We start from the raw sequence: 21,165 nt of genomic DNA on the forward strand, positions 1-21,165 counted from the left end.
TGAATTTCTATTAACGTTCATTAAATTCACCTATAAAACCTTTCCCAAATTTATAAATAGTGTCAATAGCAAAATAAACTCCGATAATAGCAATTAACAATGATATAAATGAACCATCATTAATTGAGTTTAAATTATCATTTTTGATAGCTAAAAAATTAGTATTTAAAGTTATTTCCATAATAAAAATCCTCCATTTCATATTTTTATTTAATTAATCTTGTATTTTTATTTAATTAATATTTAGAATATATAAACTAAATATAATTCTTACCATATTTATATTATTTTCATCTTCTTATATTATAATATTTTTAATTAATAGAAAATATTTACAAAATAATAATATCGTATAAAAAGAGAAAAGTAAATATTTCACAATAAAAGATTGTATTCAAAATATAAAATATAATAATAAGGATAAGAGTATTTAGATTATATACTCCCTAATAACTTAAATAAAAATTTATTAGCAATATACATAGTAATGATTAGACTATAGATTTTTAATATAATAACAGAATTCTTATTAAATAAATAACAAGATATTCAAATAGAAAAGAAAATTATGTAAATTTTATAGTGTAGTTATAATATTTACTTAAATTATTATAAAAATTTAACGTAATATAGTAATAATATTTACAATAATACTTTATTTACTACTAATGTTAATAGTATAATCAATATTAGTTTGAATAAATTAAGATAAAGAGGATGTAAATAAAGATGGTTGAAATAGCAATAGCAATATTAGTAATTGGTTGTATTATATATATATTTAAAAGTGATTTTATAAGAAGAGATGTATGTGTAACTGTTATTGAAAGTTTACCGTTATCTATTTTTAAAAAGTGGGTTAAAGAAGATAGCAAAACAAAAACTAATAACTTAATAAAAGAAGAGTCAAAAGTTGAAGAAAGTAATGTAAAAGAAAATAGAACTGAGAATACTTGTGATATAAGTAAAGAAGTGTTAGATGAAGTAGCAATGACTACACTTGAAGAAGATATAGAAGTTATAGAAGAAAATATTATAGATGAAATAAGCAATATAAATGAAATAAATAATATGGATGAATTAGATAATACTGAAGAAGTAGTTAGTGAAGATAAAGTAGATGATATTGCAGATACAACAATAGAAGAAAATGAAACTACAGTAGCTATAGATGAGATAGAAGAAAACATAATAACAGAATCTATAAACGAAGTACAAGCTATTACAGAAAATAATTCTGAAGAAATACTTAATGACTCTGAAGATACAAATGAAGATATAAAAGAAATAATTGAAGATGTGGAAGAATTATTTGAAGAAGTTAATAATTTAGATGAAATACGAACTTCTGAAGTTGAAGAGTTAGTTTTCTGGACTCCTAATGGAAAAACTTATCATACTAAAAACACGTGTAGATCACTATCAAGAAGTAAGATAATAAATAGTGGAACAGTATATGAAAGTGGTAAAGATTTTAAATGTGAAAACTGTAAATAAGTAGCAAAGGGTTTTTAGTTTATTATTTAGAATATATTTTATGAAGATAAACATTGATAATATGTAAGGGTTGACTTAAATAGGATATAATATAAATAATTAAAAAAGTTTAAGGAGTGACTTAGGTGAAAAAGAAGTTACCTTATGGGCAAAGTAATTATGAAACTTTAGTAAATGATAATTTTTTATATGTGGATAAAACTAAATATATTGAAACTATGGAAAATTTACATGATAGATTTATATTTTTTTTAAGACCGAGAAGATTTGGAAAAAGCCTTTTCACATCAGTTCTAGAAAATTATTATGATGTAAATAAGAAAAATGATTTTGAAAAACTATTTAAAAATACGTATATAGGTAAAAATCCAACTTCTGAAAAAAATAGTTGCTATATTCTTAAATTTAATTTTTCAGGGCTTATAACTGATACAAAAGAAGAGTTAGTTAAAAGTTTTTCAGAGCAATGTAATAAATCTTATGATAAATTTTTTAAGAAATATAATTTAAATTTTGAATATAATAAAGAAGGTTATCCTTCAGATGTTTTTAATAGTTTTTTAGGTAAGCTAGAATTTGAAATAGATAAGCCACTTTATGTAATAATTGATGAGTATGATCACTTTGCTAATGAACTTTTAAGTTTTAAATTAGATATGTTTTCTCAAATAATAAGTAAAACGGGCTTTGTGAGAAAGTTTTATGAAGTATTAAAAATAGGAACAGAAAGTATAGTAAAAAGAATATTTGCTACAGGGGTAAGTCCAATAACTTTAGATAGTTTAACATCAGGATTTAATATAGCAAGCGATTTTACTAAAGATCCTAGATTTAATGAAATGATGGGATTTACTGAAGAAGAAGTTAGAGATTTAATTTTAAATATAGATGAGTCCCTAGAAGAAAATAAAGTTGATAGTATAGTTAAAAGGATGAAAAAAAACTATAATGGATATTTATTTTCAGTAGATTCAGAAAAAACTGTATTTAATAGTGATATGGTATTATATTATTTAAAATCATTTGAGGATTTTAGAAAAGAGCCAAAAGAACTAATAGACAAGAATATAGCTAGTGATTATGCTAAACTTGGAAATATGTTTACATTAAAAAATAAAGATAGAAATATGGAAGTTTTAGAAGATGTTTTAAGTGGTGAAGAGATAACTGCTGTAATAACATCTCAATTTAGTTTAGAAAAAGACTTTGATGAAGATGATTTTAAATCTTTATTATTTTATTTAGGACTTTTAACGATAGAAAGAGAAGATTTAGGAGATGTAGTTTTAAAAGTACCTAATAATGTAATAAGGGAATTATATTTTGATTTCTTTGGAAAGAAAATAAGTGAAGAAATTGAATATGAATTAAATACTTCTGAAATTAGAGGGGCTATTAAAACAATAGCTCAAAAAGGTGATAATACTAAACTTATAAGCATTGTTGAAAGGACTCTAAATAAACTTTCAAAGAGAGATTATATACAGTTTAATGAAAAATATGTTAAATTAATATTTTTAACTTATTGTTTTTTAAGTAAATTATATTTGGTAAAATCAGAATATGAAGTAGAAAATGGTTTTATTGATATTGCACTTTTAAAGCAAATTAACGTAAACCCAACTTTCTTTGCAATATTTGAACTTAAGTATATTAAGAAAAAAGATTACGAAGAATATGGAGAAAAGTTAGTAGAAGAAAAGTTAACAGAAGCTAAAATACAATTAAAGCAATATGAAACTGCAGAAGAGCTTAAAAATATTAAAAATTTAAAGAAATGGGCAATAGTTTTTGCTGGTGAAAAGTGTGTTGCTAATGAAGAAATATAGATAAAGATTTTATAGAGTTATTAAGAACAAAAAAAAGAGATTTTGCAAAATGCAAAATCTCTTTTTATATTTAAATTATCTAGTTCTCATTCTAGTAGCTTGTTGTCTAGCTTTCTTTATTTGGCTATGATCAAATGGGTGAAGATCTTTTCTTGTAGTTAAGTTTGCAATGTTTGAAGCCATGATAACTTCAGAATTTGCTTTACCTTTTTCACCTTTAATTCCCATAACAATTATTTTGTGACCTTGAGATATATCGATAAACTCTGGTTTTTTAAACCATCTATTTCTCTTATATTCACATTTAGCTATTTGTTTACCAGCATCAGACTTAACAACTAGCCAAACATGTAATCTATTAAAAATTCCTAGAAAACTTTTAGTTTCTGTTTTAACTGATAAAACCGTACCAGAAACACTTGTCATTCTATCTCCATATTTATTCATGTATGCATCAGAGTAATATTTAGTCATTTTATCTTTGAAACCCATTGCAAAAACTCCTTTTATTATAAATTATACTATATTAACAAAAATTATATAGACATTATAGCATAAAAGTTATAGATATAAAACAAAAAATAGTATTAATGAAAGGAAGAATAAATAAGTGGATTTGTTTTCAAAAAAATTCCAATATTCTATTATAATAAGTCATAATCTTATGTATAATAAAAAGTGAAGACATGTAAAATAAATACATAAATAATAAAAAATTCCTTATGTAAGGAGGAGTATTATGGGCAATATTACAGTAGAAGAAATTCAAAAAAATGATATTGTATCAAAGGTACAGGAGGTTAGGGATAAGGGAGGAAGATTAGTAGCTATAAATGGTTACGTCGATACTGAGAAAAATAATGTAGTAGTTTATACCTTAGAATATGATGATGTTAGAAGACATTATCATGTAAAGGGAGAGAAGGTATTACCAACAGTAACTAATGTATATAAAGGTGCACAATGGTTTGAAGAAGAAATACAAGAAATGATGCCATTAAAGTTTGAAGGATTAATATTTAGTGGAAGATTATTTTTACCGGAAGAGTTTAAAGAAGGTGAAGGGCAAATACTTATAATGCCCCTAAATGAACTTAAAAAATTAAAGGTTAATTAGAAGGAGGGGGAAAGATTGAGTTACGTTTTACCATTAGGACCATATCATCCTGCATTAGAAGAGCCAGTGCATGTTAAACTTCTTACTGAAGGTGAACTTATAAAGGATTCAGAAGTTTTTATAGGATATAACCATAGAGGAATAGAAAAATTAACGGAAATTAGAAATCCTATTCAAACCATAACCTTAGTTGAAAGAGTATGTGGAATTTGTTCCCATTCCCATGCTATGACTTATTGTCTAGCAATAGAAAATATTGCTAAGATGGAGGTTCCTAAGAGAGGAAGCTATATAAGAGTAATATTAAGTGAATTAGAAAGATTACATTCTCATTATCTATGGTTAGGGTTAGCGGCCCATATAGTAGCATTTGATTCTTTATTTATGATGTGTTTTGCATCAAGAGAAAAAATAATGGATATGCTGGAGGTTATATCAGGAAATAGAGTTAATTATGCTATGAATATAATTGGTGGCTCAAGAAGGGATATAAGTAATGAACAAAAGGAAATTTTAATAAAAATGATAGAAGAGCTAAGACGTGAATATAAAAAAATTTATAATATTTATGCTAAAGATTCAAGTATAGCGGCAAGAACGAAAGGTGTTGGAATATTAACAAAGGAGGATGCATTAAATTATGGAGCTTGTGGACCACATGGAAGAGCTTCTGGAGTTAATTTCGATGTAAGAAAAACAATGCCCTATAATTGCTATGAAGAATTTGATTTTAATGTAGCTGTGGCAAATGATGGTGATGTTTTTTCAAGAGCTGTTGTAAGACTAATAGAAATTGAAGAAAGCTGTAAGATAATTGAGCAAGCTCTTAATAATATGCCAGATGGTCCTATTAATCTAGGAAATAAGATTCCTAAGGTTCCAGTAGGTGAGTATATGGCAGTAACTGAAGCTCCCAGAGGTGAAGTTACTTATTATGTAGTTTCAAATGGTGGACAGACAAATGGAAGAGTTAATATTCATGTACCAACCTTCAAAAATGCAATGACTGTTCCAGTTATGTTAAAAAATAATACCATTGCAGATGCAGGACTTATAGTAGCAAGTATAGATCCTTGTTTCTCATGTTTAGATAGGTAGAAGTATGCATGAATTATCAGTAACTCAAGGAATACTTAAGATATGTTTAGAAGAATGTAAAAAGCATAATATTAAGAAAATAAAAGAGATAAATATTAAAGTTGGTGAATTAACAGACTTAGTACCAAGTTGTATATCCTATTATTTTAATATTGTTGCTAAAGGTACTATTGCTGAAAATACCAAAATAAATATAGAAAGAATATCAGTAGTAATTAGATGTAATGAATGTAGCTATGAGGGAAAGCTAGGAAAAAATAATTATGTTTGTCCAAATTGCAAGGGAAATAAATATGAAATTACAAAGGGACGAGAGTTTTATTTAGATACTATGGAGGTTGAATAAATGCAAATAAAGGTTGTAAGACAAATTTTAGAATGGAATGAAGATTGTCATAAGGAAGTACAAGAAGAGCTTGGCAATAAGAATGTAAAAATGATTAATATAATGGGATCTCCAGGTGCTGGAAAAACAACGTTTATATTAAATTTAATAGAAGAACTTAAAAGCAAAGACTTAAGAGTTGGTGTAATAGAAGGTGATATAGAAGGTACGATAGATGCTAAAAAGATACAAGAGGCAGGGATACCAGTTGTACAACTTAATACACAAGGAGCTTGTCATATAGAGGCTATGTCTATAAAGAATATAATAGAAGATTTTGATTTAGATGAATTAGATATTATTATAGTTGAAAATATAGGTAATTTAGTATGTCCAGCAGAATTTGATATTGGAGAAGTATTAAAGGTGGCATTATTAAGTATACCAGAAGGAGACGATAAGGTTGTTAAATATCCATTAATGTTTTCAAGGGCTGATGCATTAGTGCTTACTAAATACGATATGATAAAATACTTTAAATTTAACGAGGATGAAGTAAAGGAGCAAACACTTATTAGAAATCCAAATTCAAAAATTTTTAAAATTAACTCATTAGAAAAAGCTGAAACTAAGGAATTCGCAGAGTGGTTAATAAAAAAAATATAAGATAGAAGGTGATTATGGATGAAAAAATGGACATCATTTGTGGGAACTTTCATTTTGTCATACTTATTTTGGATTTTATTTTTAATTCAGGATTTTAATATTCTAAAATTAGGAGCTCAAGAACTAATAGTAGGTGCTATTGTAGCTATAGTTGTTTCGTATTTTTCAAGTTCATTTTTTGCTAGAGAAGATGGACTATGGATATTCAAAAAGTTTAGGTTTATAAATTTAATAATTTTTATTCCAGTCTATATATGGGAGTTAATAAAAGCAAATTTTAGTGTTGCTATAAAATCATTATCGCCAAATTTAAATATTAATCCAGGAATAGTAAAGATAACTACAGAGTTAAAATCTGATTATGGATTAGCAATGTTATCTAATTGCATAACCTTAACACCTGGAACTATAACAATGGATATATATGAAGAAGGGGATAAAAATGCAATGTATATTCATTGGATAGATGCTAAAACAGAAGATACTAAAGAGGCGTCAGAAATTATAAAGGGAAGATTTGAGTATTTTGTAAGGAGGCTTTTTAGGTGATGAATATGAATTCTATATTTACTATAGTTTCAATAATTTTAGCCATCCTAGCTTTGGTTTTATTATACAGAGTATTTAAAGGGCCTAATATGATAGACAGAGTTTTAGCTGCAGATTCAATAGATATAATTTTAGGAATAATTATGATTTTATTTGGAGCAGTAGAAGATAGAGCAATGTATTTAGATCTTGGACTTATAGTAACTCTTCTAGGGTTTATTGGAACTGTATTGATTTCTAAGTATTTAGAGGGGGAATTGTAATGTCTATAGTAGAGATAATAGTTTGTGTATTACTTGTAGTAGGTATTTTTTTTCTTCTTGCAGGTGTTGTTGGTGTAATTAGGATGCCAGATACATTTTGTAGATTACAAAGTGCAACTAATATAGCAACAATGGGAGCCATGCCAATAGCATTAGCATGTAGTATATATGGTTTCGGAAATGGTAATACTTCCTTAGGCATAAAGGCTTTAATAATGGTAGTATTTCTACTTATAAGCAATCCAGTAGGTGCACATGCAATGGCAAGGGCTGCATATAAAATTAAGGCTGAACTTTATGAAAAAACAAAATTTGATCATTATGGGAGGGATATAAATGAGTAGTTTTGATGTATTAAATACTTTAATAATAGTTGGATTAGTTGCATCAGCACTTTGTGTATTTTTCCTAGATGATATACTTCAATGTATTATTGCTATGGCTGTTTTAGGAGGGTTTTTAGCTTTAGAGTTTTTACTACTTAAAGCACCAGATGTTGCTTTGGCAGAGGCAGCTGTTGGAGCTATATTAACTCCAGTAATCTTTATAATAACTTTAAATAAAGTTAAAACAAAAAAGGTTAAGGAGGAAGAGAAATGAGAAAAAAGATAACTTATTTAATTCTTTTCTTACTACTTGTGATTTTTACTTTTTTAGGTTTTAAAATGGGCTTAAACCCACAAGTGTTTGGAGATGCATCTCAAATAATAATAGATGAGACTATTAAGGAAACAGGTGCTATAAACTCAGTTACAGCAACAGTATTTGATTTTAGAGGATATGATACTTTGGGAGAAGCAATAGTATTATTTACTGCAATTTGCGGGGTTGCAGCAGTTTTAAGACCGGAAAAGAAGGCAAAGGAGGAGAAATAATATGAAAAAGAGAAGAGATTCTATCTTAATATCTTGTACAAACTTAGTATTACCAATTTTGCTTACGTTAGGATTATATATTATAATTCATGGTCATTTATCGCCAGGTGGTGGTTTCCAAGGTGGAGTTTTAATAGCTGGTGCCATAGCTATTATTTATATTGGATATGGATTTAAAGGGGTAAATAAAGGAATAGCAGCAAATACATTTAAAATTGCAGAGGATATTGGAGCCTTAGGATTTATAATATTAGCATTTATAGGACTAATAGGATCAGGTGTCTTTTTTGGAAATATTCTTGAAAAGGGTAGTCCAGGGGATTTATTCTCATCAGGAAGTATATTTTTAATGAATTTTGCTGTAGGTTTTAAAGTTTTTGCAGGAATTTCATTTTTAATATTAATTATAATAACTAATTTAAAGAGTAAAGGGGAGGAGTAGATGACAATTAATTATATTGGAGCTTTTCTTTTAATTGTAATTGGACTTGCAATAATTGTTTTAAAGAAAAACTTAATAAAGATAGTTATTGGAATGGGAATTTTAGATTCTGGAATTAATTTGTTGCTAATTTCAATTGGATTTAGAACTAATGGTACAGCACCAATATTTAGTGATAATAGTACTTATTTCGTTGATCCTATTCCTCAGGCTTTAACTCTTACATCTATAGTAATTGGAGCTTGTGTTACAGCACTAGCATTATCTATTGTGATTAAAATTAAAAAACATTATAACAGTATAGAAAGTGATGATGTAAGGAGGATTAGAGGATGAGTACAGAATTGATTAATAATCTTCCAATAATAGCAATAATGACTCCATTTATTTTAGCTTTTGTACTTGGATTATTTAAGGATAAATATATAAGGGTAAAGAGAGCACTGGCAGTTATTGCAACAGTAGTATCATTTTTATGTGTAATATTATTAGTTAAGCCAATTCTAATTAACGGAGAAATTATAGTAAGTTGGATGGGAAATTGGAGTCCAATAGGTGGAAAGGCTTTTGGTATTGGTCTTGAAATAGACTCATTAGGAATGTTTTTAGCTTTAATAATTACAGGGGCATCACTTTTGTCAGTAATTTATTCTTTAAAATACATGAGTCATGATAATGGATTAGAAAAATACTATGTATTATTTCTATTATTGACTTCAAGTATGATAGGCTTTGTATTTACTGGTGATTTATTTAATATGTATGTAATGCTTGAAATAATGACATTTGCAGCAATTGCATTAACTGCATTTAGAAATTATAAGGATAAATCAGTAGAAGCAGCATTTAAATATATAGTAACAGGATCTTTAGGATCATCATTAATTTTATTAGGAACTTGTTTAATATATAGTGAAACAAAGACATTAAATTTAGCTGAGATAGCAGTAGTTATGAAAAATATTGAGTCTATGACTCCAACGTTAATAATAGCATTTTCACTTATGATGGTTGGATATGCAGTTAAGGCCTTCATGGTTCCCTGTCATACATGGCCAACAGATGCACATATGGCAGCACCATCATCAATTTCAATGATACTTTCAGGAGTAATGAGTAAAACTGGAGTATATGCAATTATAAGATTAGTATTTATGATTTTTGGACTAGCATCTAATAAGCCAGTAGGATATTTAATATTAGTTTGGGGTGTTATAACAATGGTAATAGGAGTATCTATGGCATTGTTACAACATGATTTTAAGAGACTTTTAGCATTTCATTCAGTTTCTCAAATTGGATATATTATAACAGCTCTAGGGATGGCAATAATAGAAAGTGGAGAAATAAGTGTTTTAGCAATGGCTGGTGGAACTTATCATATGATTAACCATGCCATATTTAAAGGGTTATTATTCTTAACTGCTGGAGCTATACTTTATACTACTGGAACTACAGATTTGGAATCAGTTTCAGGCTTAGGGAAAAGGATGCCATTTACTATGGCAATGTTTTTATTTGGGGCTGCGGGAATTAGTGGAATTCCACCATTTAATGGCTTTGCATCAAAATGGATGATATATGAGGCTGGATTTACTGGTTCATTAGGAATAGTATCTATAATAGCTGTTGTGGTTTCTGCTCTTACTTTAGCATCATTTATAAAAGTTGGACATTCTGTGTTTTTTGGACCTATAAAGAAAGAACATAAAAATATAGAAGATGTTCCAGCATCAATGAAAATTCCAATGGGAGTGTTAGCTTTATGTACAGTTATATTTGGACTATTCCCAAAGGTAATAGTTAATAAGATATTACTTCCAGTAATTAAAAGCGTATATGATTTGGCTAGATATGTATCTTCAGCATTAGGAAATACTTATGATTCAGTATTTTCTTTTGATGGTATTAATAATGTTGAATTTCTAACAAAAGGTATATATAATCCAACTAATTTTTTAATACTTTTTGTAATATTATTACTTGCTGTTTTAGCATTTGTTATTTTTAAAGGTGATAAAGCAGGAGAGGAAATACATGAAAAATCAGATAATGAATTTGATATGAGTATATTTAAGAGATATAAAAATAATGATTTAAGTGGAGTAAATTATTCAGAAGCTCCTTTAGATGCAGCTTGTAAATATAATATTTATGTTGGAGGAGAAGATGTAGAAAATGTAAAGGTTGGTGCTAATGATTTATTTTGGGGAATGAAGTATCAATTAAGGGGATATTTTAATAGCATACAAAAGGCTCATAGTGGTAGCGTTAATGATTATTCTTTATGGATAGTTGCAACTTTAGTAATAGTATCTGTAATTACAATTATATTTTTATAGGAGGTGGGAATATGGAGTATTTAAGTAAGTTGATATATTTAATTATATTTCCAGGCTTCATTTTTACAGTGATTGTGGGATTATTTTTATCAGGATTAGATAGAAAAATAGTAGCTAGAATGCAACGAAGAAGAGGGCCTAAAATTACACAACCATTTTATGATTTTGTAAAACTTTTAGGAAAAGATACTATAGTTCCAAGAAATGCAAGTGAAAGGTTATTTATTTTATCACCAATAATAGCATTAGTTAGTATCTGTATAATACCAGTATTATTTCCTATATATGATTGGTCATTTTTTGGAGGTACAGCTGATGTAGTTGTAATAATTTATTTATTAATTATACCAACAGTAGCAATGATAGTTGGAGGTATGGCATCAGGATCACCATTTGCATCAATTGGGGTGTCAAGAGAAGTCGTAGCAATGGTTGCCTATGAATTACCTCTAATAACATCGTTACTTGCGGTTTGTAAAAAAGCAGGAATGATATTAGGGGACGGAACAACATATTCTTTATCAGCTATAGCTAATGCACAACAAGGAAATGGAAGCTTCCTATTTACAATATCTTTACTTCCAGCTGCAATTGCATTTTTAATGATATTGCCAGCTAAGATTGGAATAGCCCCTTTTGATGTATCTGAAGCTGAAACAGAAATTTGTGAAGGTGCCCTAGCTGAATATAGTGGACTACATTTAGGCTTATTTAAGCTTACTCATAATATAAAGGTTTATGTTATGACTGCATTATTCGTAGTGTTATTTTTAGGTGGAATAGGAGTAACTACAGGGAATAGAGGAATTGATTTATTAGTTAATACATTAATATTACTAGTTTTAGTAATAGTTATAGCTATAGTGTTTTTATCAATAGTTAGAGGGCTTATGGGAAGATACAAAACTAATCAAATGTTTAAATTCTATTGGACAATACCAACAGTTTTATCTTTATTAAGTTATGTATTAGTAAGCTTTAATCTATAGGGAGGTATAGAAATGTCAATAATTGAAAAAGGAAGAAAAAGATCTCCTTGGATATATCATGTAAATACAGGATCTTGTAATGGATGTGATATTGAACTTTTAGCACTACTTGGGCCTAGATACGATATTGAAAGATTTGGAGTTAAACTTGCTGGTTCACCAAGACATGCAGATATAGTTGTTGTAACAGGACCTGTAACAGTGCAATCAAGAGATAGAATGTTAAGAGTTTTATCTCAAGTTCCAGAACCTAAGGTTGTTGTATCTATTGGTTCATGTCCGGCATCTTGTAATGTTTTTAAGGGAAGTTATTCTGTTGATGGACCTTTAGATAAATGGACAAAAGTTGATGTAACAGTGGTAGGTTGTGCACCAAAGCCAGAGGCTATAGCAAAGGGGATATTGGAAGCTGTTGAAATATTAAATAAAAAGAGGGAGGCTGAAAATTATGTTTAAACTTCCTTACTTTTTAGAAGGAATCTCTAATATATTCAAGCCAGTATTGACAGATGAAAAACCAATTGATGAGGTACAGGGAGCGGAAAATTATAGGGGAAGGCTTTCTTTTGATTCAAATGCATGTATTGGATGTGGAATATGTATTAGGGTATGTGCAGGTGAGGCAATAACTAAAGAAGTAAAGCCAGTAGAAGGCGGCCAAGAGATAAAAATGAATTTTGATTTAACTTCATGTACATTCTGTGGATTATGTAAAGACTTTTGTCCTAAAAAGGCAATAACATTAACAGATGAAGTACTTATGGTTTCAGAAAATAAGGACGAATTAAAGGTCGGTGGAAGTTTTATTAAAAAGTTACCTCCAAAGCCATCAGCTAAGAGTAAAGAATCAGCAAAACAGAAGGAAACTGTGGCAAATAAAGAAGAAGTAAAAAAGAAATAATTATAAGATAAAATATAAAGGCGCACTTAATGTGCGCCTTTACTATATATTTAAGAATAAAAACTTTCTATTTTTGATTTTTTACTAGTTATAAGAACATCTGAAAGATTACCTTGAATTTTAGTAAATTTAGCTGATTGCCAAAGCCCAAAGCATTTATCAAATTTATACAGTACATTATCTATTTCAACAATTGGTGTATTATTTATATCAAAACCTTTAAATGAAACTTTTTGACCTCTATCTTTTAAATATTTTAAAGCTTTACCTAGCATCTCATCTGGATCAGGTATATTTCTTTCAGTTAAAAAAATTTGAAATGAATCTTTTACGTTATTATGCTTATCTCCCATAAAAAAACCTCCTAAAAATTCCCCTGCGTATTAATATTATATGCGTTATGTAAAATATTTACAATGAGAAAAATGATAAATTATCAAAAAAATATTGGAATCAATTCCAAAATAATAAATTTATTAAGAAAAAACGAAATTATAATGATATTATAATAAGAATATTTATACTATAAAAAATAATTAAATCAAAAGTATCCTGTATTTTGATTTGTGTATAAAATATATTAATAAGAAATTATAAAAAAAGCATATATGTAACTGTATATTTTGATTTGAATATCATGTATTGAAGAGCAATTTCAAATTTAAGTTTATGAAAAAATGTAAAAGTAAGAATAAAAGAAATAAATCAAAAAGTACTAATGATAATACTAATAGTAATTCAAATTCAAATAATAATTCAACTATTACAGATGAAGAAAAAAATGCGTTAATTAAGCAAATAGGAATTGCTAATTTATCAGAACTTGGAATTAGTTTAATTATATATGCTTCTATACTTAATATATTATATCTTGAATGGCAAAAAGTAAGAATAGCAGATCAATTAAATTCTACCAACTATGCAGAGACGCTACAGGATTTAACTGAAGTACCTAAAGGAGCCAATACAATATATTTATTTGTAACAGCAATTTTTACAGGGATTTTATTTGATAATTATAAAACAGCCTTATCACAAACTGGAGAAAATAGAAGTGAAAAAGAAATTAGAGATACTTATAAGAGCTTTATCGCAATACTTTTAATACTTTTAGCAACTACCATGAATTTTGAGGTATTAAATTGCTAAATAATTTTAATAAATTAATATATATTATGGTTATTTTTATGAAAAGAATTAAAAATATTTACTTAGATGATTAAAATGGTATAAAATATATATTATTCAATATAATGATAAAATTTTAATTATTTGTATAAAAGTATTGATTGAAAATTATATAATTATATATTTTTTATAAAAGTATTAGGGGGATAAGTATTATGAGAATAATCGTAGGAGCAGGAAAAGTAAAATATGACGGATGGGTTTCAACCCAGGAGAATGAGCTTAATTTATTATCAATAGAGCAATGGGAAAATCTTTCAAAGAATGATGATATAGAAGCAATTTTAGCGGAACATGTATGGGAACATTTATCCTATGAAGATGGATTAAAAGCGGCAGAAAATTGTTATAAGTTTTTAAAACCAGGGGGATATGTAAGATGTGCAGTTCCAGATAAAAATTTTAGAAATCAATGGTATCAAAATATGGTTAAGGTTGGGGGACCAGGACATGAAGCTCATCCAGCATATGCACATAAAATTGTATATGATTATAAAACATTAGTTAATGTATTTGAAAGTGCTGGTTTTGAAGTTACACTTTTAGAATACTGTGACGAACAAGGAGATTTTCATTATAGAGAATGGGATGAATCAAAGGGGAAAATATGTAGAAGTTATAGATTTGATAGTAGGAACTCTAAAAATAATTTAGGAATGGTTTCAATTATTATAGATGCTGTAAAGCCAATAAATAAATAATTTGCTTGTAAATAAAATTTATTATTAATATAATTAATTTAAATGTAATGACAAAAGAGGTGTAATTATGAGTTCATTTAAATCAATTAATAGTATACAAGCTCAAAATTTAATCAAAGATTGTAAAGATTTAATGATTATAGATGTTAGAAGATATAGTGAATTTAAAGAAAATAAAATACCGAATGCAATAAACATACCAGTTGAAGAGTTAGAGTGGGAAATTGAAGAGTTAAAAGAAAATAAAGATAGACCAATTTTAATTTATTGTAAGGCTGGACATAAGAGTGCATTAGCATGCCAAATGTTAGAGGAAGAAGGTTTTACTAAATTATATAATTTAGGACAAGGACTTTTAGGATACACAGGTACAGTAGAATAGAAATAACGTATTTACAATAGTAGAGAGTCAAATAGTGCATATATAGTAATAATAAAATAGTAATTTCAAGGACCTAAATAATAGTAGTATATTACTGTTGTTTAGATCCTTTTTTGTTTTATTCATTGGTATCATCTCTATATTCAACAATTGCTTTGTAAAGTACATTTGCACAATTAGCTTGACCTATGTCTGAAGTAAGATATTTTTCATCAGAAGAGTTTGTTAGAAACCCTAATTCAACTAAAGCTGATGTTGTAGAATTTAATTCTAAAACTGCAAGCTCTTCACCAGGAACATAGGATTTTACTCCTCTATTAGTAGTATAATCTAAATCGATTAGAGCTTGTTGTAGATATTTTGATAAGGTTAAACTACTATCATCAGAAGGATTATACCAAGTTTCAACACCTAAAATTTCATTAGAGTCAGAGCTATAGTTGCAATGAATAGATATAAAGATATCTGCATTACATATTTTTGAGATTTTAATTCTTTCTTTTAAACTATCATTTGCTGTTTCTATCCAATCCATAGTATCTGTTGCACGGGTATAAATAACCTTAAAACTACCATCTTCCTCTAATAGCTTTCCTAACTTTAGGGAAACAGCAAGTGTAATATCTTTTTCTGCTGTGCCATTTGGACTAATTGCACCATAATCCCAATCACCGTGGCCTGGGTCTATGCAAACAGTATAGATTTGTTTTTCTTCTATTTTAGGTATGGCTAAATTAAAGGTTGCAACTGTATTGTTTCTATTTGACATAATAACTATTATGGTTATTAATAGAATTAATAGAGGAATTGATAAAGTTATAAGCTTAAATATTTTCTGCCTTTTTCTTTGTCGTTCATGAAGTAATTTTCGTCTTTCGGTTAAGTTGAAATTATTTTGGTCTATATAAATCACCTCATTTCATAAAAGAGAAACTCCAGAGTTATCTAATTGGTAATTTTATTAATAAAAACTTTTACCTTTGACTTAAGGATGGATTATGTTTCTTAATATAAGTATAATTAAAATAATTATAATTGTAAATGATTGGAAATAAATAAAAATAAAAAAATTAAAAAGTTGGGAACAATTTAAATAAGAAGACAGTCTAATGAAGTGATAAGACAATTGACATAACAAAAGAATAAAGTGAGGTTATAATAATGAAAAAAATATTAGTAAGTGCGTTAATAGCAGTTATGGTTGGAGCAACTTTAACTGGATGTGGAAATAAAAATTTAGGAAATGCTTCATCAGCTGAGCAAAGTACACAACAAACAAATTCAGTATCAGCAAAAGAAGTAGTTGAAAAGTTAAATGAAGAAGGATATGTAAGAGCTGCTGCTGAAATTGATGATACTGTAGCATCAGAAATTTATCATTTAAATTTAGATGATGTAGAAGATTACGGAATATTAGAAACTCAAATGTCTCCAGGACCAGGATTTATTATGGTTGTAAAAGCAAAGGAAGGTAAAGTAGATGAGGTAAAAGCTTCAGTAGAGCAAGTTTTACAAGATAAAATAGGAAGTGCTTTTTATCCAGAAGAACAAGAAGTTGCTGAAAGTGCAGAAGTAAAGGTTGATGGAAATTTAGTTTCATTATTTATAGTAAATAGTGAAGTAGCATCAGATGCACAAGCAACTTATGAAGAATTAATAAAATAGTTAAATTAAAAAAGGAGTATATTGAAATCAAGATACTCCTTTGTATTTTATACGATAAAGTTATGTTACCAATATAGATTTTTAACTTTAGCGCATTTTTTACAAGTTAGCTTTTCATAATAGCCACCTTTAAAACAAATATTTCTTACTATTTCAGAATTATATTTGTGTATACAAAAAATAAATTTAGGTATTAACAAAATCAACCCTCCTAATTAAAATAAAAAGCATTACTTTAATTAGTATGAACAATAGTAAATGAATTATTACTTATTAATTTTACCATTCTCCAGGATAGGCCAGGACATATAAGGTGACATTTTGTCTTCCCCATTCATTACATTCATTTTCAGAATTTAAAAATAAATCGATTCTATGGCCTTTGATAGCTCCACCGGTATCAGCGGCAATAGCTTCACCATATCCAGGTATATAAACTTTTGAACCTAAAGGAATTATTGATGGATCTACAGCAATAGTACTAAGTCCATTTGAGTTACGAACAGGGGTAACACCAGTAGCAGTGGTAGTATCTCCAGTATATGCAGTAGCTTCCATTGTGTAGGTAGCTTTATATGAATTACTGGATTCTTGAGTTTCAGCTACAGTTTCAGCAGTGGTATCAGCTTCTGCTTTCATGTTATCAGACTTCTCATTAACTTGTTTTTCTTCCACTTTTTTATTATATATAGAAACATCATTCATTATATTATCAACTGTAGAAGTAAATTTAACATTTACATTAGTATTGGTAGTAATGTCGTGAATAATTACATCATTATTAGAGTTAATTAATATAGCATTACCTTTATTAGTTGAAACATCATCTGAGTTTGTCCCATTATTATCATTATGTTTTTCTAAATAACTAACATTAATAACTTTTTTATTTTTATTATTTAAAACACTTGCATGTGCATAAAATTCATTTATACCAAACATTGATAGAGCAAGTGAAGTTGTTAAAACAAAAATCTTCTTAAACAGAAAATACACCTCCAAGATTGTGAATTTAATTCCTTCGTCCTGCAACTAGTTTATACTATAGATCAAAAATACTGTCAAATTATTGTGGGATAATATAACAAGGAGTAAAATTCCAAAAATAAAATAGATAATAATGGAAAAATACTTCTAACACCTAAAGCTAAAGAGGTTGAAGCATATTAATAAATAAAAGTCAAGAAAAATAAAAAGTATAAATATGGATAAATAACCTTGAATATTATAATAGAGTAAATTGAAATTTTAATAAAAATATATAGACAAATTTAAAAATTGTGTTCTATTAAAATTAAATTTTGAGATATAAAATAGAATTGGTATTTTGAATAAATTATAAAAAAATATGGTATAATTTTATAGGTAAAGAATTATTAAATTAGGGGGAGAGAGATGGCTGTTATTACATATAAATGTCCTAATTGTGGAGCAGAGATTAAATTTGATCCAAAATTACAAAAAGGTAAATGTGATTTTTGTCTAAGTGAGTTTACTGTAGATGAAATAGAGAGGTTAAATGGTTTAGATAGTCAACATATAAATAAGGAAAATTTAGAATATACTTATAATAAAGAATGGGATAACATAGGGGAAAAAACTAGAATTTATTCATGTCCAAGATGTGGAGCAGAGGTAGTAGCAGATAATAATACTACAGCTACATTTTGTTGTTATTGCCATGGACCTGTAGTTTTAAGTGATAAGTTTAATGGAGAATTTAAGCCATCTAAAGTTATTCCATTTAAAATAGATAAAGATGAAGCTATTGAAAATTTTATAAAGTGGAGTAAAAAGAAATGGTTTTTACCTAAAGAATTTTCTTCATCTAAACAATTGGAAAAAATAACTGGTATTTATATTCCTTTCTGGATAGTTGATTCTAATGTAACTGGACAAATGAGTGCAAGAGGCAAAAAAATTACAACATGGGTAAGGGGAGATTATAAATATACTAAGACAGATATATATAATATTTATAGAGAAGCAAATTTAACATTTAAAAATGTACCTAGCAATGCATCAAGCAAAATGGATGATAAGGTTATGGAAAGTATAGAACCATATGATTCTAAAGAGTTTAAAGATTTTTCTATTGCTTATTTACCAGGTTTCTTTTCGGAAAAATATGACAAAACAAAAGAGGAGGTTTTACCTTTAATAGAAAATAAAATAAAGCAAGGAACTAATGATATATTAAGAAGTTCAATAAGTGGATATTCAATTGTTGATGTTATAGGAACTCATGAGAACTTTAATAAAACTTCTTGTAATTATGCATTAATGCCTGTATGGATGATGACATATAGTTCAGGAAGTAAAAATTATATTTTTGCTATGAATGGACAAACAGGAAAAGTTTTTGGTGCATTACCTGTATCTAGGGGGAAAATATTTATATTATTTTTAGTTATTTTTATAATAGTATTTTTATTAGTATTTATAGGGGGTATGATTATATGAATAGTTTAAAGAAAAAGTGTATACCTTTTATTAGTACATTAATTTTTATATTATCATTTAGTTTTATAGTTAAGGCCAATGTAAATCCAATAGTTGATGATGCAAACCTTTTATCACAGAGTGAAAAAAATGAATTAATAGAGGATATTGAAAACTTTAGAGAAAAATATAATATGGATGCAGTTATAGTTACATCCAATGATTTGGAAGGGAAAACTCCTAGAGATTATGCAGATGATTATTATGATTATAACGGTTATGGATTAGGTAATAATAAAAGTGGATTATTATTATTAATAGATATGGATGATGGAAAAATATCGATTTCTACTAGTGGAGATGCAATAGAATATTTTACTGATAATAGAATAGACTCTATTATTAGTGATATAAGTAAGTATTTGAGTAATGGAGAGTACTTTCATGCATGTAATATATTTTTGACAGATATACAATATTATATGGATAGCGGAGTACCGGAAGGGCAATATACCTATAGTGAAGAAGAGAATACTTTAAAGGTAGGCTTAATTGCTTTAGGTGTTGCAGCCATAGTAGCAAGTATAACATGTATAATTGTAGTTAATTCTTACAAAAATGCAAAGTCAGTATCTAGTGTAAATTATGTAGATAATAACTCTATAGTATTTACTAGAAGAAGGGATACTTTCGTAAATACATTTACTACTAAAACAAAAATTGAAAAAAATAATTCAAGTGGTGGTGGCAGAAGCTCCACTCATAGATCAAGTAGTGGAAATACCCATGGCGGTGGGGGCGGAAGCTTTTAAAATTAGAAATAGCTCTTTAAGATTATATTTTAAAGAGCTATTTCTATTTTATAGTTAGCTAATAAATAAAAAATGAAATATAATAGTAGAAATTGATTAATATCTTTAAATAAACTATACTAAATTTATATATAAATAATATACATAAAGGAGTGATTATTTGTTTGGTTATGTGACTCCGCTTAAACCTGAACTTAAAATAAGAGAATATGAAATGTTTAGGGGATATTATTGTGGTGTATGTATGCATATTAAAGATAACTTTGGAAATATTCCAAGATTAGCTTTAAATTATGATATGGCTTTTTTGGGTTTACTTTTAGATGCGTTACATAGCGAAGAACCTAATATTCAATTTAAAAAGTGTATGGCTCATCCATTAAAGAATAAGCCTATGATTATAAATAATAAAGCATTAGAATATACAGCGGCTATGAATGTTTCATTAGTATATTATAAGCTGATTGATGATGTAAATGATGATAAGAGCTTAAAAAGTAAACTTGAAAGTGCTGCTCTAGCTCCATATAAACGAAAATTTAACAGAAATGTTACTATGATTAATGATATAATAGAAGAAAATTTAAATATGCTATCTAATTTAGAAGAAAATAAGGAATTTTCATCAATAGATGAAATTTCGCACCCTTTTAGTTTAATAGTAGCTAAAATTTTAGAGTTATATCCTGAGAATATTGATGATGATTGTGATGAATTAAGATATCAACTTTATGATTTAGGCTATGCCCTTGGAAAATGGATTTATTTAATAGATGCATTAGATGACTTAAAGGAAGATATAGAAAAAGATAAATTTAATCCAATAAACTATTTATATAATAAAGAAAATAAAAGTTATGAAGAATTATTGAAGGAAATTAAACCAAGAATGGAATTTACTATTCTAAATTGTGGATACAACTGTAAATATGCATTAGATAAATTACCTTTAAAAAGAAATAAATCTATATTGGAAAATATAATTAGTCTTGGTATGATGGATAAATATGAAAATATAATTAATAATTGTAAGTGTAAGAATAAGAAAAAATAAACATTAAGATATATTTAAGGTTTATAAG

The 21,165-nt window shown here is 27.4% G+C and carries 28 protein-coding genes and 1 pseudogene; 24 read left to right on the forward strand and 5 right to left on the reverse strand.

Annotated elements, in window-relative coordinates:
- Window positions 1-10 precede the first annotated feature (10 nt).
- Window positions 11-181: a hypothetical protein gene (locus tag I2E98_RS04745; protein ID WP_195467817.1), complete on the reverse strand. Its 171-nt coding sequence runs from the start codon at window positions 179-181 to the stop codon at window positions 11-13.
- Window positions 182-729: 548 nt separating this feature from the next.
- Between I2E98_RS04745 and I2E98_RS04750 the strand changes: the two genes are divergently transcribed.
- Both I2E98_RS04750 and I2E98_RS16295 read left to right on the forward strand, forming a co-directional pair.
- A complete protein-coding gene (locus tag I2E98_RS04750; protein WP_195467818.1) occupies window positions 730-1,497 on the forward strand; it encodes a hypothetical protein in 768 nt (255 codons plus the stop codon).
- A gap of 125 nt (window positions 1,498-1,622) precedes the next feature.
- Complete coding sequence (locus I2E98_RS16295) at window positions 1,623-3,326, forward strand: ATP-binding protein (RefSeq protein ID WP_195467819.1); 1,704 nt, start codon at window positions 1,623-1,625, stop codon at window positions 3,324-3,326.
- A gap of 75 nt (window positions 3,327-3,401) precedes the next feature.
- Here the strand turns inward: I2E98_RS16295 and I2E98_RS04760 are convergent, their stop codons facing one another.
- On the reverse strand, window positions 3,402-3,818 hold the full coding sequence (locus I2E98_RS04760) for a hypothetical protein (RefSeq protein ID WP_195467820.1): 417 nt from the start codon (window positions 3,816-3,818) through the stop codon (window positions 3,402-3,404).
- Window positions 3,819-4,065: 247 nt separating this feature from the next.
- On the opposite strand from I2E98_RS04760, the gene I2E98_RS04765 reads away from it, so the two are divergent.
- Genes I2E98_RS04765 through I2E98_RS04835 form a run of 15 tightly spaced genes read left to right on the forward strand, consistent with a single transcriptional unit; the run spans window position 4,066 to window position 12,893 of the window.
- Window positions 4,066-4,443 carry an NADH-quinone oxidoreductase subunit C gene (locus I2E98_RS04765; RefSeq protein WP_195467821.1) on the forward strand — a complete coding sequence of 126 codons (378 nt, stop codon included), beginning with the start codon at window positions 4,066-4,068 and terminating at the stop codon, window positions 4,441-4,443.
- A 15-nt stretch (window positions 4,444-4,458) separates the two neighbouring features.
- Window positions 4,459-5,541, forward strand: coding sequence for a nickel-dependent hydrogenase large subunit (locus I2E98_RS04770; RefSeq protein ID WP_195467822.1), 1,083 nt, complete (start codon window positions 4,459-4,461; stop codon window positions 5,539-5,541).
- 4 nt (window positions 5,542-5,545) lie between these two features.
- Window positions 5,546-5,887 (forward strand): hydrogenase maturation nickel metallochaperone HypA, encoded by a 342-nt coding sequence (hypA, locus tag I2E98_RS04775; protein WP_195467823.1) that lies wholly within the window; start codon window positions 5,546-5,548, stop codon window positions 5,885-5,887.
- Complete coding sequence (gene hypB / locus I2E98_RS04780; protein WP_195467824.1) at window positions 5,888-6,532, forward strand: hydrogenase nickel incorporation protein HypB; 645 nt, start codon at window positions 5,888-5,890, stop codon at window positions 6,530-6,532.
- Window positions 6,533-6,550: 18 nt separating this feature from the next.
- Window positions 6,551-7,081 (forward strand): Na+/H+ antiporter subunit E, encoded by a 531-nt coding sequence (locus I2E98_RS04785; RefSeq protein ID WP_195467825.1) that lies wholly within the window; start codon window positions 6,551-6,553, stop codon window positions 7,079-7,081.
- Window positions 7,081-7,344, forward strand: a complete 264-nt coding sequence (locus tag I2E98_RS04790; protein WP_195467871.1) for a monovalent cation/H+ antiporter complex subunit F — start codon at window positions 7,081-7,083, stop codon at window positions 7,342-7,344. Before I2E98_RS04785 ends, I2E98_RS04790 begins: the two co-directional genes overlap by 1 nt.
- Window positions 7,344-7,688 (forward strand): monovalent cation/H(+) antiporter subunit G, encoded by a 345-nt coding sequence (mnhG, locus tag I2E98_RS04795; RefSeq protein ID WP_195467826.1) that lies wholly within the window; start codon window positions 7,344-7,346, stop codon window positions 7,686-7,688. The genes I2E98_RS04790 and mnhG overlap by 1 nt, the downstream gene beginning before the upstream one ends.
- The gene (locus tag I2E98_RS04800; protein WP_195467827.1) at window positions 7,681-7,944 is read left to right on the forward strand and encodes a hydrogenase subunit MbhD domain-containing protein; all 264 of its coding nucleotides are present in this window, start codon (window positions 7,681-7,683) and stop codon (window positions 7,942-7,944) included. The genes mnhG and I2E98_RS04800 overlap by 8 nt, the downstream gene beginning before the upstream one ends.
- Complete coding sequence (mbhE, locus tag I2E98_RS04805) at window positions 7,941-8,219, forward strand: hydrogen gas-evolving membrane-bound hydrogenase subunit E (protein ID WP_195467828.1); 279 nt, start codon at window positions 7,941-7,943, stop codon at window positions 8,217-8,219. The genes I2E98_RS04800 and mbhE overlap by 4 nt, the downstream gene beginning before the upstream one ends.
- A gap of 1 nt (window position 8,220) precedes the next feature.
- A complete protein-coding gene (locus I2E98_RS04810; protein ID WP_195467829.1) occupies window positions 8,221-8,661 on the forward strand; it encodes an MnhB domain-containing protein in 441 nt (146 codons plus the stop codon).
- A complete protein-coding gene (locus I2E98_RS04815; protein WP_195467830.1) occupies window positions 8,662-8,997 on the forward strand; it encodes a cation:proton antiporter subunit C in 336 nt (111 codons plus the stop codon).
- Window positions 8,994-11,003 (forward strand): proton-conducting transporter membrane subunit, encoded by a 2,010-nt coding sequence (locus I2E98_RS04820; RefSeq protein ID WP_195467831.1) that lies wholly within the window; start codon window positions 8,994-8,996, stop codon window positions 11,001-11,003. Before I2E98_RS04815 ends, I2E98_RS04820 begins: the two co-directional genes overlap by 4 nt.
- 11 nt (window positions 11,004-11,014) lie before the next feature.
- Complete coding sequence (locus tag I2E98_RS04825; protein ID WP_195467832.1) at window positions 11,015-11,992, forward strand: complex I subunit 1 family protein; 978 nt, start codon at window positions 11,015-11,017, stop codon at window positions 11,990-11,992.
- Window positions 11,993-12,004: 12 nt separating this feature from the next.
- On the forward strand, window positions 12,005-12,448 hold the full coding sequence (locus I2E98_RS04830) for an NADH-quinone oxidoreductase subunit B family protein (RefSeq protein ID WP_195467833.1): 444 nt from the start codon (window positions 12,005-12,007) through the stop codon (window positions 12,446-12,448).
- Window positions 12,441-12,893, forward strand: coding sequence for a 4Fe-4S binding protein (locus I2E98_RS04835; RefSeq protein ID WP_195467834.1), 453 nt, complete (start codon window positions 12,441-12,443; stop codon window positions 12,891-12,893). The genes I2E98_RS04830 and I2E98_RS04835 overlap by 8 nt, the downstream gene beginning before the upstream one ends.
- 50 nt (window positions 12,894-12,943) lie before the next feature.
- Here the strand turns inward: I2E98_RS04835 and I2E98_RS04840 are convergent, their stop codons facing one another.
- On the reverse strand, window positions 12,944-13,246 hold the full coding sequence (locus I2E98_RS04840; protein ID WP_195467835.1) for a hypothetical protein: 303 nt from the start codon (window positions 13,244-13,246) through the stop codon (window positions 12,944-12,946).
- A 316-nt stretch (window positions 13,247-13,562) separates the two neighbouring features.
- Here I2E98_RS04840 and I2E98_RS04845 point away from each other — a divergent pair, with 316 nt between their 5' ends.
- The 3 genes from I2E98_RS04845 (at window position 13,563) to I2E98_RS04855 (ending at window position 15,164) form a co-directional block, all read left to right on the forward strand.
- Entirely contained in the window at window positions 13,563-14,042 is a 480-nt protein-coding gene (locus I2E98_RS04845; RefSeq protein WP_195467836.1) for a hypothetical protein, read from the forward strand.
- A gap of 194 nt (window positions 14,043-14,236) precedes the next feature.
- On the forward strand, window positions 14,237-14,782 hold the full coding sequence (locus I2E98_RS04850; RefSeq protein WP_195467837.1) for a methyltransferase domain-containing protein: 546 nt from the start codon (window positions 14,237-14,239) through the stop codon (window positions 14,780-14,782).
- A 67-nt stretch (window positions 14,783-14,849) separates the two neighbouring features.
- The gene (locus I2E98_RS04855; protein ID WP_195467838.1) at window positions 14,850-15,164 is read left to right on the forward strand and encodes a rhodanese-like domain-containing protein; all 315 of its coding nucleotides are present in this window, start codon (window positions 14,850-14,852) and stop codon (window positions 15,162-15,164) included.
- Window positions 15,165-15,282: 118 nt separating this feature from the next.
- On the opposite strand, the gene I2E98_RS04860 is transcribed toward I2E98_RS04855, so the two are convergent.
- The gene (locus tag I2E98_RS04860) at window positions 15,283-15,933 is read right to left on the reverse strand and encodes an N-acetylmuramoyl-L-alanine amidase (RefSeq protein ID WP_243250946.1); all 651 of its coding nucleotides are present in this window, start codon (window positions 15,931-15,933) and stop codon (window positions 15,283-15,285) included.
- 392 nt (window positions 15,934-16,325) lie between these two features.
- Between I2E98_RS04860 and I2E98_RS04865 the strand changes: the two genes are divergently transcribed.
- Window positions 16,326-16,829, forward strand: a complete 504-nt coding sequence (locus I2E98_RS04865) for a DUF4358 domain-containing protein (RefSeq protein ID WP_195467839.1) — start codon at window positions 16,326-16,328, stop codon at window positions 16,827-16,829.
- Between the two features lie 279 nt (window positions 16,830-17,108).
- Here the strand turns inward: I2E98_RS04865 and I2E98_RS15965 are convergent.
- Window positions 17,109-17,387 (reverse strand): annotated as a pseudogene (locus tag I2E98_RS15965) (3D domain-containing protein); the annotation flags it as partial.
- An 837-nt stretch (window positions 17,388-18,224) separates the two neighbouring features.
- Between I2E98_RS15965 and I2E98_RS04875 the strand changes: the two are divergent.
- From I2E98_RS04875 to I2E98_RS04885, 3 genes are all read left to right on the forward strand, one after another.
- Complete coding sequence (locus I2E98_RS04875; RefSeq protein WP_195467840.1) at window positions 18,225-19,292, forward strand: hypothetical protein; 1,068 nt, start codon at window positions 18,225-18,227, stop codon at window positions 19,290-19,292.
- The gene (locus tag I2E98_RS04880) at window positions 19,289-20,083 is read left to right on the forward strand and encodes a TPM domain-containing protein (protein ID WP_195467841.1); all 795 of its coding nucleotides are present in this window, start codon (window positions 19,289-19,291) and stop codon (window positions 20,081-20,083) included. The genes I2E98_RS04875 and I2E98_RS04880 overlap by 4 nt, the downstream gene beginning before the upstream one ends.
- A gap of 160 nt (window positions 20,084-20,243) precedes the next feature.
- Window positions 20,244-21,137, forward strand: a complete 894-nt coding sequence (locus I2E98_RS04885; protein WP_195467842.1) for a DUF5685 family protein — start codon at window positions 20,244-20,246, stop codon at window positions 21,135-21,137.
- The last annotated feature ends 28 nt before the right edge of the window (window positions 21,138-21,165 follow it).

The organism is Clostridium sp. D43t1_170807_H7 (genome assembly GCF_015555905.1).
Taxonomy (GTDB): domain Bacteria; phylum Bacillota; class Clostridia; order Clostridiales; family Clostridiaceae; genus Clostridium.

Bases quoted from the DNA above. Each gene is read 5' to 3' on its own strand.
- I2E98_RS04800 (WP_195467827.1), top strand. From the start codon at position 7,681: ATGAGTAGTTTTGATGTATTAAATACTTTAATAATAGTTGGATTAGTT.
- I2E98_RS04820 (WP_195467831.1), top strand. From the start codon at position 8,994: ATGAGTACAGAATTGATTAATAATCTTCCAATAATAGCAATAATGACT.
- I2E98_RS04830 (WP_195467833.1), top strand. From the start codon at position 12,005: ATGTCAATAATTGAAAAAGGAAGAAAAAGATCTCCTTGGATATATCAT.
- I2E98_RS04825 (WP_195467832.1), top strand. From the start codon at position 11,015: ATGGAGTATTTAAGTAAGTTGATATATTTAATTATATTTCCAGGCTTC.
- I2E98_RS04865 (WP_195467839.1), top strand. From the start codon at position 16,326: ATGAAAAAAATATTAGTAAGTGCGTTAATAGCAGTTATGGTTGGAGCA.
- I2E98_RS04810 (WP_195467829.1), top strand. From the start codon at position 8,221: ATGAAAAAGAGAAGAGATTCTATCTTAATATCTTGTACAAACTTAGTA.
- I2E98_RS04760 (WP_195467820.1), bottom strand. From the start codon at position 3,818: ATGGGTTTCAAAGATAAAATGACTAAATATTACTCTGATGCATACATG.
- I2E98_RS04790 (WP_195467871.1), top strand. From the start codon at position 7,081: ATGAATATGAATTCTATATTTACTATAGTTTCAATAATTTTAGCCATC.
- hypA (WP_195467823.1), top strand. From the start codon at position 5,546: ATGCATGAATTATCAGTAACTCAAGGAATACTTAAGATATGTTTAGAA.
- hypB (WP_195467824.1), top strand. From the start codon at position 5,888: ATGCAAATAAAGGTTGTAAGACAAATTTTAGAATGGAATGAAGATTGT.
- I2E98_RS04875 (WP_195467840.1), top strand. From the start codon at position 18,225: ATGGCTGTTATTACATATAAATGTCCTAATTGTGGAGCAGAGATTAAA.
- I2E98_RS04850 (WP_195467837.1), top strand. From the start codon at position 14,237: ATGAGAATAATCGTAGGAGCAGGAAAAGTAAAATATGACGGATGGGTT.
- I2E98_RS04815 (WP_195467830.1), top strand. From the start codon at position 8,662: ATGACAATTAATTATATTGGAGCTTTTCTTTTAATTGTAATTGGACTT.
- I2E98_RS04845 (WP_195467836.1), top strand. From the start codon at position 13,563: ATGAAAAAATGTAAAAGTAAGAATAAAAGAAATAAATCAAAAAGTACT.
- mbhE (WP_195467828.1), top strand. From the start codon at position 7,941: ATGAGAAAAAAGATAACTTATTTAATTCTTTTCTTACTACTTGTGATT.
- I2E98_RS04765 (WP_195467821.1), top strand. From the start codon at position 4,066: ATGGGCAATATTACAGTAGAAGAAATTCAAAAAAATGATATTGTATCA.
- I2E98_RS04840 (WP_195467835.1), bottom strand. From the start codon at position 13,246: ATGGGAGATAAGCATAATAACGTAAAAGATTCATTTCAAATTTTTTTA.
- I2E98_RS04745 (WP_195467817.1), bottom strand. From the start codon at position 181: ATGGAAATAACTTTAAATACTAATTTTTTAGCTATCAAAAATGATAAT.
- I2E98_RS04855 (WP_195467838.1), top strand. From the start codon at position 14,850: ATGAGTTCATTTAAATCAATTAATAGTATACAAGCTCAAAATTTAATC.
- I2E98_RS04860 (WP_243250946.1), bottom strand. From the start codon at position 15,933: ATGTCAAATAGAAACAATACAGTTGCAACCTTTAATTTAGCCATACCT.
- I2E98_RS04835 (WP_195467834.1), top strand. From the start codon at position 12,441: ATGTTTAAACTTCCTTACTTTTTAGAAGGAATCTCTAATATATTCAAG.
- mnhG (WP_195467826.1), top strand. From the start codon at position 7,344: ATGTCTATAGTAGAGATAATAGTTTGTGTATTACTTGTAGTAGGTATT.
- I2E98_RS04785 (WP_195467825.1), top strand. From the start codon at position 6,551: ATGAAAAAATGGACATCATTTGTGGGAACTTTCATTTTGTCATACTTA.
- I2E98_RS04880 (WP_195467841.1), top strand. From the start codon at position 19,289: ATGAATAGTTTAAAGAAAAAGTGTATACCTTTTATTAGTACATTAATT.
- I2E98_RS04750 (WP_195467818.1), top strand. From the start codon at position 730: ATGGTTGAAATAGCAATAGCAATATTAGTAATTGGTTGTATTATATAT.